This is a genomic window from Azospirillaceae bacterium (assembly GCA_028283825.1).
Classification (GTDB): Bacteria; Pseudomonadota; Alphaproteobacteria; order Azospirillales; family Azospirillaceae; genus Nitrospirillum.
Genome location: JAPWJW010000003.1, coordinates 402,600 through 419,560, shown reverse-complemented (window position 1 = coordinate 419,560; position 16,961 = coordinate 402,600). Strand labels below are relative to the sequence as shown.

The following is a 16,961-nucleotide window of genomic DNA, read 5'->3' as shown; positions in this document are numbered from 1 at the left end:
TATTGCGCGCGATGGATGGACACGGTCATAGTGCCCATCGCCATTTCGGATCAGGGTCCTCATTTCCGGGGCCGCCTCAGGAACGCCAACCACCGTGCCGCGCCCCATCCGCCTTTACGTCCTGATCCTGGCGTTGCTGACCGTCCTGTCCGGTTGGTGCGCCCCGGCGCTGGCGGCACCCGCCAAAAGCGCGCCTGTGAAACCAGCGGAAACCGCGGCGGAGACCGTGCCCGGCCTGCGCCTGCCGGACACCGCGCGGCCGCTGCGCTATCGCCTGAACCTCAGCATCGATCCGGACCAGGAGGATTTCGCCGGCCAGGTGGAAATCCGCATCTACCTGGCCAAGGCGGCCGACCATGTCTGGCTGAACGGCAAGGGCCTGGACATGCGCTCGTCCGAGGTGGTGACGGCCACGGGCGAGCATCTGCCGGCGAATTGGGAGCAGGTGACACCCGAGGGCGTCGCGCGGCTCAGCTTCGACCGGCCCTTGCCGCCGCAGATCCTGACCCTGCGCTTCGACTACACCGCCCCCTTCGACCCGTCGCTGGACGGCCTGTACCGGGTCAGCGAGGCCGGCCTGAACTATGCCTTCAGCCAGTTCGAGGCCATCAGCGCCCGCCAGGCCTGGCCCTGCTTCGACGAGCCGCGGTTCAAGACGCCCTACGACATTACGCTGACGGTGAAGCACGGCGACGAGGCCGTGACCAATACCCTGCCCATCGCGGACCAGACGCTGGCCGACGGCCGGCGGCGCCTGACCTTCGGCCCGACCCGGCCGCTGCCGACATATCTGCTGGCCTTCGCCGTGGGCCCGCTGGACATCGTGCAGGGCCCCACCATCCCGGCGTCCGGCGCGCGGCGCAAGCCGGTGCCTGTGCGCGGCGTGGCCACCCACGGCAAGGGGCCGCAACTGGCCTACGCCCTGTCGGTGACGCCGGGCCTGTTCCTGACGCTGGAACGCTATTTCGGCATCCCCTACGCCTACGGCAAGCTGGACCTGATCGCCGCCCCCGACTTCGACGCCGTGGGCATGGAGAACGCCGGCGCCATCCTGTACAGCGAGCAGCGCCTGCTGGTGGCGCCGGACGACACGGTGGACGCGCGCCGCCGCTTCCTGGTGCTGCACGCCCATGAACTGGCCCACCAATGGTTCGGCGACCTGGTGACGCCCGCCGGCTGGGACGACATCTGGCTGAACGAGGCCTTCGCCAGCTGGATGGCGCCCAAGGCGGTGGACAGCTGGCAGCCGCGCATGCTGACCGCCCGGGTGGTGGAGCAGGAGGCGCTGGAGGCCATGGACCTGGACGCCCTGGCCAGCACCCGCGCCATCCGCCAGCCCATCGTCACCACCGGCGACGTCGAAACCGCCTTCGACAACATCACCTACCGCAAGGGGGCGGGCGTGCTGGCCATGGTGGAGGCTTATGTGAGCCCCGCCGCCTTCCGCAAGGCGGTGACCACGCACCTGCGCCGGCACCTGGATGGCACCGCCACGACGGACGACTTTTTTGGCGCGCTGGCCGACACGGTGCACGACGCCGCCATCGTCGATGCCCTGCGATCCTTCATCAACCTGCCGGGCGTGCCCCGCCTGGCCGTGGGGTGGAGTTGCCCCCGCACCGGGCTGCAGGTCATGGCGACGCAGCAGCGCTACCGCCCCTTGGGCTCGGAAGCCGAAACAGCGCAGCGCTGGACCATCCCCGCCTGCGTGCGGCCGGGCAGCAGCAGCACCCCGTCCTGCCTGATGGTGGCGGGGCCGCGCCAGACCTTCCCCCTGCACCAATCCGCCTGCCCCGCCGTGCTGGTGCCCAATGCCGGCGGCAGCGGTTATTACCGCCTGGCGCTGACGGCGGAGCATTGGCGCCGTCTGCTGGGGCAATTGCCCCGGCTACCGGCGGCGGAACAGCTGGCCCTGCTGGAAAGCCTGTGGGGCGAGGTCATGGCCGGCCACCAGCCCGCGTCGCTGTACGTCGCCGCCGCCATCGGCGTCGCCGGGGTGCCGGCCTGGGACGTGGCCAGCAGCCCCTTCCCCCACCTGAAGCAATTGCTGGACCGCAGCGCGTCGGACGGTGATCGCGCGGCCCTGCGCCAAACCCTGCTCAGGGCGTGGACGCCGGTGATGGACCGCGTCGGCGTACTACCCGGGCGCCTGGACCGCGTGGCGCCAGAAAACACCGCCCTGCTACGCGACCGGCTGGTCGCCTTCATGGCGCTGGACCTGCGCGACCCGAATGTGCGGTCGCAGTTGATGGCGACGGCGCTGCGGTCGGAGGGCGCGCCCAATCCGGCGGGCGAGGCATCGCCGACGGAGGTGGAGGCCACCGCCATGGCGGTCATGGCGCAGGAACGGGGCCGCCCCTATGTGGACGGCCTGTTGGCCTTGCTGAAAACCTCGACGGATGCGGAACGGCGGGAAATGGCGGTGGACGCCCTGAACCGCGTCACCGATCCGGACCTGGCGGGCGAGATCCGCAACCTGGTGTTCGCGCATGTCCTGAACCTGAACGAGGTCAACATGTTGGTGCGGGGACAGGGCCGCGAACCCACCCATCTGCCGGCCTACTGGTCCTGGGTGCAGGACAATATCGCCCACCTGCGGGCGGCCGAATCCCCCACCACCCTGGGCGCGCTGATGGTGCCGCTGGGCGGGCTGTGCACCATGGCGGCGGCCGATCAGGTGGATCACCTGTTCCGTCCGCTGGCCGGCGACCTGGAGGGTGGCGAGCGCGCGGTGGACCAGACGGTGGAGCGCATCCGGCTCTGCGCCGCCCAAAACGCCGGCCCGCCATCCCCCGCCCGGACCCCGGCCGGCCCCCTACCTGCACCAATGCAGTAATCCTGAAAGTATCGGCCATTTGGTCGATCGGTCATCTGGACGAATTGTTGGCACCGCCCGCATGTTGTAGGTACGATATGCATCAGGGCGTAGGAAAAGGCCGGTCCCGCGCCCCCTAAACTTCCAAAAAGATCGGCCTTGGGGCCGGCTCCAGGAGGCATGCGGGGATGTCACCGGAATCAGGGGAGCCATGAGTCAGGTAGAAATCTCGCGCGAATCAGAGGGTTCCGATGAGTCTGCGGTCCGTCTGATGATAGTGGAGGATGATGCGCTGGTTGCCCTGGGCATCCGCCTGACGGTGGAGGATTTGGGCTATCACGTTTGCGGCATCGCGGCGTCGGAACCGGAGGCCATCGCGCTGGCCAACGCATCACAGCCCAACCTTGCCCTGATGGACATTCGCCTGAAGGGCACGGTGGACGGAATCGACACCGCGCGGCGACTCCGGAACGAATTCAACCTGCGCTCCGTGTTCCTGTCGGCCTACACCGACGAACAGACGATGGCCCGGGCCAGCCTGACCTATCCTTTAGGCTTCGTGCAAAAGCCCTATTCCGCCGGCCAGTTGAAGTCGGCGCTGGACTTGGCGTTGCGGCGGCTTGCCGCACCCAAGGAATAAGGCCGAATCCCCGTTGAGCGGCATCCATCCCGGGCCCAAAAAGGTCTAGGACAAATTGTTTGTTGGAATGCGTTCCGGTCTGGCGTGTTATCAAGGCGGTGGCATTTCCGCTTTGGTTAATGCGCGAGGCCGGTCGTTACGTGTCGGCCGGTCATTTTGCCTTAATTCCGCCGGAAGATGCTGCAAAACCATTGTCGTGGTTCGGGGTTCCCCCACGGGTCGCCCAGAACCACGACGTCAAGACGTACGGGCCACACCGTGCGTAAAGACGCATAGAAGGAGAGGAATATGCGCTTTAAAGCCCTGATGCTCGCCCCGGTCCTGCTGGTTGGCCTCGCCGCCTGCGACAAGCACGACGCCCCGCCCCCGCCGAAGACCGAAGCTCCGGCGGCCGCGCCCGCCGCGCCGGCCGAAGCGCCCGCCGTTCCCGCTGACAACAGCGCCACCCCCGCCCCGGATGCCACCGCGCCGGCCCCGGCGGACAACGCCACCCCGCCGGCCCCGACCACGCCGGAGCCCTCTTCGTCTGACACGCCCAAGGGCAACTGACGTCAGCGTCGGGGCTTTCGCCTGACGGGCCATCGGTCCGCCTGGTGATCGGTTACAAGGTTACGGGCCCGTTCCTTCGCCGGAACGGGCCCGTTTCTTTTGCTTAAATGTCCCCCTCAAGCGCCGGGCGCCCGCATCCGCGGGCTGGCTTCCTCAGTTCAAGGGCGCTGTCGGCGCCCTTGAACTTCCGGCGGCCCCAGTCGGGGCCTAAGCGGCACGAGTCAGAATCTCGTGCCGCTGGCATCAATCCTCGACCGACACCGGCCGTGGCCGGCCATCCTCGCCAATGGCGACGTAGGTGAACACGCCCTCGGTCACCTGCACCGCCTCGCCCGTGGCGCCGCGGCGCACCCAGGTGTCGATGCGCACCCGGATGGAGGTGCGGCCGACGGCGATGATCTCGGTGTAGCAGTTCAACTCGTCGCCCACGGCCACGGGGCGATAGAACTTCATCGCCTCCACGCCCACGGTGGCGACCTTGCCGCGCGCCCGGCGGATGGCCTTGGCGGCCCCGGCCAAATCCATCTGCGACAGGACCCAGCCGCCGAAAATATCGCCGTTGGCGTTGGTGTCGGCCGGCATCGCGAAGGTGCGCAGCGCCGGGGCGGCGGAAAAGTCGGGAATGGGCCTCTGGTCGCTCATGTCATGCTCCTGGGCGGGCCTTCCCCTCCATGTGGCGGGGCGCCGCGTCCATCCTTACAAAATGTGGTGGTTATGGGACCGCGTCACCCGCCCATGTTCCTTGAACTGCGGCGGCGGCCAAACCTATAATGGGGCATGAGCGACCTTTTCCAAAATACCGCCCGCAAGCAGGACAGCTATTCCGCCCAGGACATCGAGGTCCTGGAGGGGCTGGAACCTGTCCGCCGCCGCCCCGGCATGTACATCGGCGGCACGGACGAACGTGCCCTGCACCATCTGGTGGCCGAGGTGCTGGACAATGCCATGGACGAGGCGGTGGCGGGCCATGCCTCCCGCATCGACCTGGACCTGAGCGCCGACGGGGTAGTGACCATCCGCGACAACGGTCGCGGCATCCCGGTGGACGATCACCCGAAATACCCGGGCAAGTCGGCGCTGGAGGTCATCCTCACGACCCTGCACTCCGGCGGCAAGTTCAGCGGCAAGGCCTATGAGACGTCCGGCGGCCTGCACGGCGTCGGCCTGTCGGTGGTGACCGCCCTGACCGACCAGCTGACGGTGGAGGTGGCGCGCGACCGCACGCTCTACACCCAGAGCTACAGCCGCGGCGCCCCCCTGGGCCCGTTGGTCAACGCCGGCCCGGTGAACAACCGGCGCGGCACGCTGGTGCGTTTCCACCCCGACGCCCAGATCTTCGGCGAAGGCGCGCATTTCAAACCGGAGCGCCTGTACCGCATGGCGCGGTCCAAGGCCTATCTGTTCCGGGGCGTGGAGATCCGCTGGAGTTGCGACCCGTCCATGCTGACGGCCGACAGCGCCATCCCGGCGACGGAGACGCTGCACTTCCCCAACGGACTGCTGGACTATCTGGTCTCCTCCCTCAAGGATCGGCGCACCGTCACCCCCACCCCCTTCGCCGGCCAGGCCGAATTCCCCAACCGGGCCGGCCGCGTGGAATGGGCCGTCGCCTGGCCCGAGGATGACGAGGGTTTCAGCCATACCTACTGCAACACCGTGCCCACCCCCCAGGGCGGCACGCATGAGCAGGGCCTGCGCCAGGCGCTGACCCGTGCCTTGAAGGGCTACAGTGAGCTGGTGGGCAACCGCCGCGGCCCGTCCCTGACGGCCGAGGACGTGGTGGACGGCGCCACCATCCTGCTGTCCCTCTTCATCCGCGAACCTCAGTTCCAGGGCCAGACCAAGGAAAAGCTGGTGAGTGCCGAGGCCGTGCGCCTGACTGAAGCCGCCATCAAGGACCATTTCGACCATTGGCTGTCGGCCGCCCCCGACGCCGCCAAGGGCCTGCTGGACCGCCTGATCGAGAAGGCGGATGAGCGGGCGCGCCGCCGTGCGGCCAAGGACATGGCGCGCAAGACGCCCACCCGCCGCCTGCGCCTGCCCGGCAAGCTGGCCGACTGCTCGCGCCAGAGTGCCGAGGGCACGGAGATCTTCATCGTTGAGGGCGACAGCGCCGGCGGCAGCGCCAAGCAGGCACGCAACCGCGAGACCCAGGCCATCCTGCCGTTGCGCGGCAAGATCCTGAACGTGGCCTCGGCCAGCATCGACAAGCTGCGCGGCAACCAGGAACTGAGCGACCTGGTGCAGGCCATGGGCTGCGGCGCCGGCAAGGACTTCTCCGCGGAGCGCCTGCGCTATGAGCGCATCGTCATCATGACGGACGCCGACGTGGACGGCGCCCACATCGCCTCATTGCTCATGACCTTCTTCTATCGGGAGATGCCGGCGCTGATCGAGAAGGGCCATTTGTTCCTGGCCCTGCCCCCGCTCTACCGCCTGTCCCAGGGCAACAACGTCCGCTACGCCCGCGACGACGCCCATAAGGACGAGTTGATGGCCACCGTGTTCAAGGCCAACCAGAAGCTTGAGATCAGCCGCTTCAAAGGCCTGGGCGAAATGCAGCCTTCACAGTTGAAGGAAACCACCATGGATCCGACGCGCCGCACCCTGCTGCGCGTGACGGTGCCGGACCTGCGCGACCCGGAGCAGAAGGACGATGCGGAGAACACCGCCTCATTGGTGGAAAGCCTGATGGGCCGCAAGCCGGAACTGCGCTTCAAGTTCATCCAGGAAAACGCTCGCTTCGCGCAGGACCTGGACGTCTGACAAACGTTCAGGTTCCCCGATCCCATGAAAAAAGCCGCCGGGCAGCACCTGGCGGCTTTTTTCATGTGCGGCGTCCTGGACACCTGCCCAACGGACAACGCTTAACTTTCACCCCCCGCCCCGCTCCTGACAGGCGGCAACTTGGGACGGCACCGTCCCAAGCCGCTTGCTTCAGGAATTGGGTGAAGCCCGATCCGGCTCAGTGGCCGTGGCCACCGTGACCATGGTCGTCATGACCATGGCCGTGATGACTGTTGGCCTCGGCCGGCTTCACGGCGGCGATGGACAGCGCGGCGAGCAGGCTGAGGCCGAGGAAAGCAGCGATGCCGATGGTGACCATGGGTGTCATCCTTCAAATCAAGAGGCGGTTGCGCCAACAAGGGAAGCCTAGACCAGTTTTCGCGGGGAGCGCAACCGGCTGGTGACATTGTCGTGTCATCTATACTGATGATGGGCACTGACTGGACCAAAACAAGGGTGCCGCACCCCAAGTTCCCGCCGTTCTCAGGACTGCGACAAGGCGTCCCCTGCGGGGTTTCCCGTCAGCCAGTCACGCATCAGGGCGGTGGTGACCTCCGGCTGTTCCAGCGGCGCCAGGTGGCCGCAGCGTTCCACCACCGCCAGCCGGGCGTGGGGCAGCAGGGACGCCATCTCCTCCGCCCATGCCAGCGGCGTCACCGCGTCCTCCCGCCCGACAACGACCAGCGTGGGGCAGCGGATGGCGGCCAGGTCCGGGCGGCCGTCGGGCCGCCCCAGGATGGCGGTCTGCTGGCGGATGAACGCGTCGCGCCCCACCCGCTCGGCCATGGCCATCACTTCATCGGCGATGGCGGGATCATCCTGGTGGTCCGGATGCAGCAGCGACGGCAGCAGGCGCGGCGTCACGCCCCGGAACTTGCCGGTCTTGGCCAGCGCCAGCAGGCCGCGCCGCCGCCGCTGTTGCTCCGCGCTGTCCGGCCGGGCGGAGGTGTCCAGCAAGGCCAGCCGATCCACCCGGTGCCCCGCCTGGCGCATCACCTCCAGCGCCACGTAGCCGCCCATGGACAGGGCCGCCAGGCTGAACCCGTCGGGCGCGTCGGCCAGCACGGCCGCCGCCAGGGCCGCCATCGACTCGGCGGCGGTGATTTCCGCCACCCGGATGTCGGCGACGTCCGCCAGATGCGTGATTTGGTGCCGCCACAGGGCGGCATCGCACAGCAGGCCCGGCAACAGGATCAAAGTCGGCTTTTTTGCGGCGCGCACCGCTGACACAATAGTTGACATTAAAGGAAATCCTTGCCCTTACGGGCTGGAATTGATATCGAACGCGCGACCCTAGATCATGCGGCGGTTTCCGCCAAGCCGACGCATGGCTGTTCGACGGGACGCGCAAAGCCGCTGATCGGCCCGCAACCGTCTCTGTTTCTTGAGCGATGGCCCCCCGGGAGCGAAGCTTCCGGGACCGATACCTCGGGAACTAGGTTGCGTAAGGTCATGTATGGGATGGCGGCCCTGCGGACCCGACTATGCCTGACGCCATTCGGAAGACATGGCCCAAGGGTGGCAGGCCCTTGGCCGATCTTCCCGGCGCCAACGACGAACACCTCACAGAATATAAGGTCGCATGCTTTTCTCGGAAATTGGGCTAGGCCCGGAAGTCCTTCGCGCGGTTGAAGACGCGGGCTATAGCCAGCCGACCCCGATTCAGGAAAAGGCGATTCCCTGGGTGTTGCAGGGTCGCGACGTGCTGGGCTGCGCCCAGACGGGCACGGGCAAGACCGCCTCGTTCACGCTGCCGATGATCGACATCCTGGCATCGGGCCGCGCCCGCGCCCGCATGCCGCGTTCGCTGATCCTGGAGCCGACGCGTGAGCTGGCGGCACAGGTGGCCGAGAATTTCGAGGTCTACGGCAAGTACCATAAGCTGAACATGGCGCTGCTGATCGGCGGCGAATCGTTCGGCGACCAGATCAAGAAGCTGGAACGCGGCGTCGACGTCCTGATCGCCACGCCCGGCCGCATGATGGATCTGTTCGACCGTGGCAACATCCTGCTGTCGGACATCAAGATCCTGGTGATCGATGAAGCCGACCGCATGCTGGACATGGGCTTCATCCCGGATATCGAGCGCATCGTCGGCCTGCTGCCCAAGATGCGGCAGACGCTGTTCTTCTCCGCCACCATGCCGCCGGAGATCAAGCGCCTGGCCGACGCCTTCCTGATGAACCCGCGTGAGATCACCGTGGCCCCGCCGGCGTCGCCCGCCGCCACCGTGACCCAGGCCGTGGCCCTGGTCCGCCAGGACGACAAGCGCGAGGCGCTGCGCCACCTGCTGCGGACGGAGGACGTGAAGAACGCCTTCATCTTCTGCAACCGCAAGCGCGACGTCGCCGTGCTGCACCAGTCGCTGACCAAGCACGGCTTCAACGCCGGCGCCCTGCATGGCGACCTGGTTCAGTCCAAGCGCACCGAGACGCTGGAAGCGTTCCGCCAGGGCCAGATCGACCTGCTGTGCTGCAGCGACGTGGCCGCGCGCGGCATCGACATCGCCGGCGTCAGCCACGTGTTCAATTTCGACGTGCCCCACCACGCCGACGACTACGTCCACCGCATCGGCCGTACCGGCCGTGCCGGCAAGACCGGCCGCGCCTTCATGCTGTCCACGCCGGACGATAGCCGTACGCTGGCCGCCATCGAGAAGCTGATCGGCAAGGAAATCCCGCGCATCATGATTGATGGCCTGGAAACGCCCGTTCCGTCGGAAACCGAAGGCGAGGGCACTGGCCGCCGCCGCCGGGGCAGCCGTGACACCGGCGGCCGCAGCGATCGCAGCCGGAGCAGCCGCAGCCGTGGCGGTGCCACCGCCGAAGCGCCGCGCGAGGCTCAGGCCGCCCCCGAGGCCCAGCCCGAGGCCGCCGCGCCGCAGGAGCAAGCCACCCCGCAGGAACGGGCTGCCCCCCAGGAACGTGCGGAAGGCCGCCGGCCCGAGCGGAGCGAACGCAGCCGCGATCGCAGCGATCGTGGCGGCAACGAGCGTGGCGGCCGCCGCGATGAGCGGAGCCGCAACGACACCCCCCGGGAAGCCCGCGAGGCGCGCGACACCCGCCCGCCGCGCAACGACGACCGGGGCGAGCCGCGCCGCCGTTGGCGTGACGATGATGACGGCCCCACCGTCGTCGGCTTCGGCGAGGACGTGCCGGCCTTCATGCTGCGCATCGCGCGCCCGGCCAACCGGACGCCCGAGCCCACGGGAACCGACACGTCGGAGGCCTGACCGCCCATGCAAACCATCTTCGTGCAGATCAAGTGCGAACTGGGCAAGGCGTACGACGTGGCCGATTCGGCCGTCCAATCCCTGGAAGAGGTGTCCGAGGTGCACTCCATCTCCGGTCAATATGACCTGATGATGAAGTGCTACCTCAGCGATGGGGCCGACATCGGCCACTTCGTGACCCAGCGCCTGCAAACCCTGCCGGGCGTCAAGGACACCTTCACCATCATCACCTTCAAAGCCTTCACCTGAGGCTTTTTTTACCCCGCCCCGGTCCTGCGACCACCATCCCCCGACGATATCGGGGTACGTCGTCGTGGAACGGCCCAACCCCCGTGTTGACTTGGCACACGGCATGGGCAAGAAGGTGATCCATGAAGCGGAGCAAGGACATCGGCCTGAAGTTGGCCCAAAGCGAAATCCCAGGCGTTTGGCTGGGGAGTGTCGCTCGTTGAGCGCGCGTCGGCGCGTGATCGGCGCGGCGCTGATGGTCGGCCTTTTGTCGACCACAGCCTTGGCGTCCAGGGCCCTGGCCCAGCAGGCCCCGTCCCCCGTGGCCCCGACGTCCCAGGCAAAGCCGGTTGCGGCCCCCGCGCCGGCGCCGGCGCCGGCGGGCAAGGAACAACCGCCGGTGCTGCTTGAGGCCGATCAGGTCGATACCGATAACGACCTGGGCATCACCACCGCCACCGGCAACGTGCAGCTGTCCCAGGGCGGCCACGTGGTGCTGGCCGACACCATCAGTTACAGCGAACGGTCCAACGTCATCACCGCCAGCGGTCATGTCGTCATGGTCCAGCCGGACGGCGAGGTCATGTTCGGCGACTACGCTGAACTGACGGAGGACCAGAAGCAGGCCTTCGTCGATCAGGCGCGCATGCTGCTGCAGGATAACAGCCGCATGGCGGGCTATCAGGCCGAGCGCATCGACGGCCGCTATACCCGCATCACCCGCGGCACCTACAGCCCCTGCAAATTGTGCGAGGACGACCCCACGCGGTCGCCCACCTGGCAGATCCGGGCCAAGCAGGTGACGCACGACGCCACGTCGCACGACATCTATTTCCGCGACGCGACCATGGAAATCGGCGGCGTGCCGATGTTCTACATGCCGACCTTCTCCATGCCCGATCCCACCGTGGACCGGCGCAGCGGCTTCCTGACGCCCAGCATCGGCTACAACAGCAACCTCGGCACCTTCGCCCGCATCCGGTATTATTACGACATCTCGCCGGACAAGGACCTGTTGATCGACCTGACGCCCAGCACGTCCGATGGATTGCTGGCCGGCGGCAAGTACCGCGAACGCTTTACCAACGGCTTCCTGGACATCCAGGGTGCGGCCACCTACGCCCCCTACACGGCGCAAGCAGGCGATCCGTACAAGCTGCAGGGCTATGTGCAGGGCCGGGCCCAGTTCGACATCAGCGACGCCTGGCGGTGGGGTTTTGACGTCAACCGCACCACCGACGACAATTTCCTGCTGCGCTACAGCTATAGCTCGGAGCAGTTGCTGACCAGCCGGGTTTATGCCGAACGGTTCGACGGGCGCGACTATTTCAACGCCGGCATCTACGCCTTCCAGGATTTGCGGCCCTCCAACACCCTGGAAGAGCCGATCGCCCTGCCGCTGCTGACCTACAGCGCGATGGGCGAACCGGGCGAGACCTTCGGGGGCCGCTGGTCCTACGATGCCCAGATGCTGGACCTGTATCGCGAACAGGGTACCCGTTCCCGCCGCGCCTCGCAGGTTGGCGGGTGGCAGGGCGACTACATCAACGGCCTGGGCATGGTCACCACCGTGAACGCCCTGCTGCGCACCGACGCCTATTCCATCGCCAACTTTGAGAACACGACGACGGACCAGCGCGAATCCTACAACCGCGTCCGTATCTTCCCCCAGGGCCAGATCATGACCCGGCTGCCCTTCGTGCGCCAGGACGGGACCGTGTCGGAGATGATCGAACCCGTCGTGGCGTTCACCGCCGCGCCCAACATCCATAACAGCAACGACATCCCGAACGAGGACAGCGAGGATATCGAGTTCGATTCCACCAACCTGTTCCGGATGAGCCGTTATCCCGGCGTCGACCTGCTGGATGGTGGGCAACGCGTGACCTACGGCGTGCGCGCCGGCGTCTACGGCAGCGGCGGCGGCAGCAGCACGCTGTTCGTCGGCCAAAGCTACCGCCTGCAGCACGACACCGATTTCGCCGTGAATTCGGGCCTGTATAGCCGCCAGTCCGATATCGTCGGCCGCCTGGAACTGACCCCCAGCCAGTGGATGGACATCAGCTACGGCTTCCGCCTGGATCCCGATACCGGCGCCCAGCGCATGCACGACTTCACCGGATCGTTCGGCCCATCCGTCTTCCGCCTGTCGGGCAGCTACCTGTACATCAGCAAAGAGGAATTGCCGACCGGCACCTCGGCCGACACCACCACCAACCTGCAGGAACTGACCGGCGGCATCAGTTCGTCGTTCGCGCAGTACTACACGCTGGCGCTCAACACCCGCTACGACCTGGCGGATGGCGGCGGCCCGGTGACCACCAGCATCACCGGCACCTACCAGGACGACTGCTACACCTTCCAGCTGATCCTGGAGCGCGACTACACGCAGCGCATCGGCATCCCGTCCGGTAACCGCATCTTCTTCCGCATGATCTTTAACAAGCTTGGCATGTTCGTCAGCCCGGCTTTCTCCGGTACGTCGCACTAAGAATCTGGCCGGGTTCCCAACCGGGGCCCGGCCAGCATCCCCCAAGGGAGGAATTCCATGCCCGCTTCCCTGCCCCCTCAATTCCCGACCAGCCGCCGGACCCTGCTTCAGACTATGGCGATGCTTGCCTTTGCCGGCGGCGCCCTTGCCGCCCGCCGTGCCGGCGCTGCCTTGCCCAGTTCCGCCGCCGGATCGGCCTACGACTATACCTTCACCTCCATCGACGGCGCCCCGCTGCCGCTCAGCGCCTTCAAGGGCAAGGCCATCCTGGTGGTGAACACCGCCTCGCTCTGCGGCTTCACCCCGCAGTACAAGGGGCTGGAGGCGCTCTACACCGCCTACAAGGACAAGGGCCTGGTGGTGCTGGGCGTGCCCGCCAACGACTTCCACGACCAGGAACCGGGCAGCAACCAGGAGATCAAGCACTTCTGCGACGCCAACTTCGCCGTCGATTTCCCCATGACGGAAAAGGCGGTCGTCACCGGCGACCAGGCCCACCCCTTCTACAAGTGGGTGAGTGCGGCCAAGGGCGCGCCCAAGTGGAACTTCCACAAGTACCTGATCAGCCCCGACGGCGCCCTGATCGCCGCCTTCCCCAGCAAGGTGGAACCGGAATCGCCCGAACTGAAGGCGGCGATCGACGCGGCCCTGCCCCATAACGGGTAAAGGGCTCGTTTAGGTTTAGGGCCCGCTTGAGTTTGGGGAACGGCCCCGCTAGGGTCAGCCCGGGAGAGGCAATCTCCCGGGCTTTTTAATTACTTGGTTCCCCTTTCAACCTCCGCATGGGTGTTGGCGCCGCGATGAGTTATGGCCTTTACGATTACAGCCGCCGCGCCCGCCGCCGCTTCTGGACACGCCTGGTCCAGTTCGCGCTGTTCCTCGCCGTCGTGGGCGTGGCCTGCGCCTTCAGCTATGAGGTGGGACAGGAACAGCTGATCCGCCGGGAACAGAACCTGCAGACGCAGTTGAGCCAGGCCCAGACGGGCAAGGAAGAGGTGGAACGCAAGGTGGCGCAACTGCAGGCCGCCCTGCAGACGGCCGAGGTCCGGGTCAGCGAGTTGCAGGTGCGCTATGACCGCGATGTGCCCAACGGCGACCTGGGCCGCCTGAAGGACCTGCTGGCCAAGAAGATGGTGGAGGGCGTGGACGCCGGCCGCCTGGCGCTGATCATCGAGCAGACGGGCACCCCGCGTTCCTGCGGCAAGGCGGAAACCAAGCGTTTCGTGCTGTCCACCCCGCTGTACAAGGGGCCCAACACCTCCGCCGGATTCTCCGATGGCGCCATCACCGTGTCGGGCGAAGGCGCCACCACGCGCAGCCCGGACGGGGCGCCGCAGGCCTGGTTCGACCCCGCCAAGCCGGTGACCCTGAAGTTCACCGACAAGAGCGGCAAGGAAACCCAAACCACCGGCATGCTGCCACTGCAGCATTCCGTCATCATCGACGACACGGAATACCGGTTCAAGATCAGCCCCGGTTCCCGTTCCTTCGTCGATGTGGTGGGCGATCACTGCCCCTTTCCGTAACCGTCCTTAACGCGTTCCCGTCGCGGCGGTGGGTGGCAGCAGATCCCCCCCGTCCAATTCCAGGTCCAAATCCACCGGATAGCCGCCGTAGAATCCGGCGTTGACACCCCGCACCAGCAGGCGCGCCCGCAAATCCGGTCCCACCGGGCCCGTCGGCAGCAGGGACAGGGCCTGATAATCGAAATCCGCGAGCGCGCGGGTGATCAGCGCCACATTGCCGTTGTGCGCGGGGTTCAGCACCACCGGTAGACCGGCCTCGCCCGCGTCGCCGGCGGCGTAAGCGATGCGGCCCGGCTTGTCCGCCGCCAGCGCGCCGAAGGTGATCACCGGCGTCAGGCCATCGAAACGCCCCAGCAGACGCCCCGCCAAGGTTCCCGTCAGCCCATACCCCGCCGCCGTCCAGCGCGGCAACGCCTGGGCCAAATCCACCCCCGAAACGTCGGCGCCGAAACCGCCGTTGCCTTCCGGTGTCAGGTGGGCATGGCCGCCGGCCCAGGCCAGGTCGCCGCCCTGCAGCACCAGTTGCCCGCCCGCCACCTGCAGGTCCAAACCGACATCGCCGACGGTGAAGCCGGCCCGCACGGTCTTGGCCGACAGGTGTTGCCCGGGCGGGCTGTGCAGGGGAAACAGGCTGTCCAGCGCCAGTTGCCCGTTCAAGCCCTGCACCGTCAGGTTCGGGGCCGCCAGGCTGACATCGTCCAGGCGCAGGTCGCCGCTACCCTCCAGATCGCGATGGACCAGGGTCAGGCGCAGGCTGCCCGTCACCGTGCCATCCCCCCGGACGGGTCCCGGGATGCCCGGCAACAGGGTGCCCAGATCCGGCACGTCCGCCAGCGACAGGGGCGACAGCGCCACGGTGGCGTCGCCCTTCACCTTGGCGCCGTCCCATTGCCCCGACAGGCCGAGGGACAGGGGCGTCCCCACCCCCTTGGCCTGGCCCGACAGGGTCATGGCCGCCACCGGATCGCCGGTGACGCTGAGTGCCAGCGCCAGGGGCGCCAGACCGGGGATTTGCAGCCGCCCCTGGTCCAGGGTCACGCGCCAGGGTGCGGCCCGGTTGGCGCGGTCCACGTCGGCGGACAGGCGTGCCCCCTCCAGCCGGGCACCCAGCAGCGACGGCGCCTCAAGCGCTGTGGCGGTCGCATCCAGCGCCACCATGCCGGCGCCATCCCAATCGGCGGTGGCGCGCAAATCGGTGCTACCGCCGGCGACCAGCGGGGCCGAGGCCGGACCCCAGCGCCCCACCACCGCCCCTTGCAGGTCGGCGTGGCCCCGACCGTCGCGCCAGTTGATGCCCAGATGACCATCGGCGCCCGGATCCCAGCCCAGGCTGATCGGCGTGCCCTGGCCGTCACGCAGGCGCCCGCCGATCTGGGCCGGTCCCGCCAGATCCACGCGCCACCCCCGGTCGGCATCGCCATCCAGCCGGCCGGACAGGCTCAGGAAGGCGGCCATCAGCGGCAGTTCCGCCGCAGTCGCGTCATTGGCCGACAGGGTGAAGGCCAGCGGCGCCCCCGGTGCCGGCCGGTTCAGGGCCAGCGTTCCCTGCCCGGCCCAATCGCCAGCACCCACCACCTTGGCACGCAAGCCCCAGACGGCCGCCGTCACACCGGCATCCATCCAGGGGCCTCCGCTGTCCAGCGACAGGTGCGATGACGGGGTGTCGGCCGTGAGGGTGACGGACCAGCGACCGGGCGCGCCCTGCCAGGCCAGGCTGCCCGACAGCGGACCCAGGGCATCGGCGACGTGCCAGCCCTTGGCCGTCACATCCGCCTTGGCGCCGTCGCCGGCCAGGGTCAGCGTACCGCTCAATGCCGCCCCGTCCAGCCGCACACCGGTATCCGTCACCGTGACATCGACATCCAGCGGCGGCAGCGTGCCATGAGACAGCGCCGCCGGTATCAATCCCGAAGGCGGGGTCAGCGTGGCGTGCCCGCGCCAGCCCGCCCCATCCCCATGATCCAACACTGCATGCAAGTCCAGGGGCAGCGACCAATCCCCCACCGCCATCTGCAAGCCGGTAAGCTCCAGCCGCCGCGCCGGCAGAGCCGACAGCCGCGCCAGCGCGGTACTTCCCTGGCGCGCCGCATCCAGGTTGACGTTGGACAGCGCCAGGCTGGCCAACTCATCGCCCCAGGGCAGCCAGCCGGCGAAGTCCAGCCGTGCCGTCTCCACCTCCAGCCCGGGCGCCAGGCGAATACCCGCCTCCGCCCAGCCCCAGCCGGCACGGCGCACCGTCACCTGCGCTTGCGTGTAGCCGGCATCCGCCAGTGCCGCCACCAGCCGCCGCTCCGCCATGCCCGGCAAGAACAGCCGGCCGGCAAGGGCGACACCACCCAGGCCGGCGACCACCAGCACCGCCGCCGGCAACCAGCGGCGATAGTCCGAATGCAGGACCGGAAACGCCTTCGGCAAGGTCCAGCGCCGCCGCGGCGGCCGGGATGGCGGGCGCATGCCAGGCGGGGGCCGTAGCGGCGGTATCGGCGGCGTGGTCATGGGGCGAAACGGTCCCTTCCCGGTCCGGCGGCGCGGCCGGGCCCGTGGCAGTAAAGTGGCGCGGCCCGGCGCGGGCGGCAAGAATGCCCCCTTTTACGGACCTTAACGCCTCCCTCATGCAAATGGCCGGCCGTTTTGCCGGAAAGTAAGGGCCGCCCCGCCACAAGGGCGGTTCAAATCGGCCGGCGGGGGCGCTA

13 protein-coding genes are annotated in these 16,961 nt (G+C 67.9%); 9 read left to right on the top strand and 4 right to left on the bottom strand.

Features of this window, described 5'->3' with window-relative positions:
* Nucleotides 1-94: 94 nt before the first annotated feature.
* The 3 genes from PW843_13890 (at nt 95) to PW843_13880 (ending at nt 4,004) form a co-directional block, all read left to right on the top strand.
* Nucleotides 95-2,836 (top strand): M1 family metallopeptidase, encoded by a 2,742-nt coding sequence (locus PW843_13890; GenBank protein ID MDE1147690.1) that lies wholly within the window; start codon nt 95-97, stop codon nt 2,834-2,836.
* A gap of 250 nt (nt 2,837-3,086) precedes the next feature.
* Nucleotides 3,087-3,455: a response regulator gene (locus PW843_13885; GenBank protein MDE1147689.1), complete on the top strand. Its 369-nt coding sequence runs from the start codon at nt 3,087-3,089 to the stop codon at nt 3,453-3,455.
* 288 nt (nt 3,456-3,743) lie between these two features.
* Nucleotides 3,744-4,004 (top strand): hypothetical protein, encoded by a 261-nt coding sequence (locus PW843_13880; GenBank protein ID MDE1147688.1) that lies wholly within the window; start codon nt 3,744-3,746, stop codon nt 4,002-4,004.
* A gap of 243 nt (nt 4,005-4,247) precedes the next feature.
* On the opposite strand, the gene PW843_13875 is transcribed toward PW843_13880, so the two are convergent.
* The gene (locus tag PW843_13875; GenBank protein ID MDE1147687.1) at nt 4,248-4,646 is read right to left on the bottom strand and encodes an acyl-CoA thioesterase; all 399 of its coding nucleotides are present in this window, start codon (nt 4,644-4,646) and stop codon (nt 4,248-4,250) included.
* Between the two features lie 135 nt (nt 4,647-4,781).
* On the opposite strand from PW843_13875, the gene parE reads away from it, so the two are divergent.
* Complete coding sequence (parE, locus tag PW843_13870) at nt 4,782-6,770, top strand: DNA topoisomerase IV subunit B (protein MDE1147686.1); 1,989 nt, start codon at nt 4,782-4,784, stop codon at nt 6,768-6,770.
* Between the two features lie 199 nt (nt 6,771-6,969).
* Here the strand turns inward: parE and PW843_13865 are convergent, their stop codons facing one another.
* Nucleotides 6,970-7,110 (bottom strand): hypothetical protein, encoded by a 141-nt coding sequence (locus PW843_13865; protein ID MDE1147685.1) that lies wholly within the window; start codon nt 7,108-7,110, stop codon nt 6,970-6,972.
* A 164-nt stretch (nt 7,111-7,274) separates the two neighbouring features.
* Nucleotides 7,275-8,033 carry an alpha/beta fold hydrolase gene (locus tag PW843_13860; protein MDE1147684.1) on the bottom strand — a complete coding sequence of 253 codons (759 nt, stop codon included), beginning with the start codon at nt 8,031-8,033 and terminating at the stop codon, nt 7,275-7,277.
* Between the two features lie 340 nt (nt 8,034-8,373).
* On the opposite strand from PW843_13860, the gene PW843_13855 reads away from it, so the two are divergent.
* From PW843_13855 to PW843_13835, 5 genes are all read left to right on the top strand, one after another.
* Entirely contained in the window at nt 8,374-10,023 is a 1,650-nt protein-coding gene (locus PW843_13855; GenBank protein ID MDE1147683.1) for a DEAD/DEAH box helicase, read from the top strand.
* A 6-nt stretch (nt 10,024-10,029) separates the two neighbouring features.
* A complete protein-coding gene (locus tag PW843_13850; GenBank protein ID MDE1147682.1) occupies nt 10,030-10,272 on the top strand; it encodes an Lrp/AsnC ligand binding domain-containing protein in 243 nt (80 codons plus the stop codon).
* A 199-nt stretch (nt 10,273-10,471) separates the two neighbouring features.
* A complete protein-coding gene (gene lptD, locus PW843_13845; GenBank protein ID MDE1147681.1) occupies nt 10,472-12,742 on the top strand; it encodes an LPS assembly protein LptD in 2,271 nt (756 codons plus the stop codon).
* Between the two features lie 120 nt (nt 12,743-12,862).
* Entirely contained in the window at nt 12,863-13,408 is a 546-nt protein-coding gene (locus PW843_13840) for a glutathione peroxidase (GenBank protein ID MDE1147680.1), read from the top strand.
* Nucleotides 13,409-13,542: 134 nt separating this feature from the next.
* Complete coding sequence (locus tag PW843_13835; GenBank protein ID MDE1147679.1) at nt 13,543-14,268, top strand: hypothetical protein; 726 nt, start codon at nt 13,543-13,545, stop codon at nt 14,266-14,268.
* A gap of 6 nt (nt 14,269-14,274) precedes the next feature.
* On the opposite strand, the gene PW843_13830 is transcribed toward PW843_13835, so the two are convergent.
* Nucleotides 14,275-16,683 (bottom strand): YdbH domain-containing protein, encoded by a 2,409-nt coding sequence (locus tag PW843_13830; protein ID MDE1147678.1) that lies wholly within the window; start codon nt 16,681-16,683, stop codon nt 14,275-14,277.
* Nucleotides 16,684-16,961: the final 278 nt, after the last annotated feature.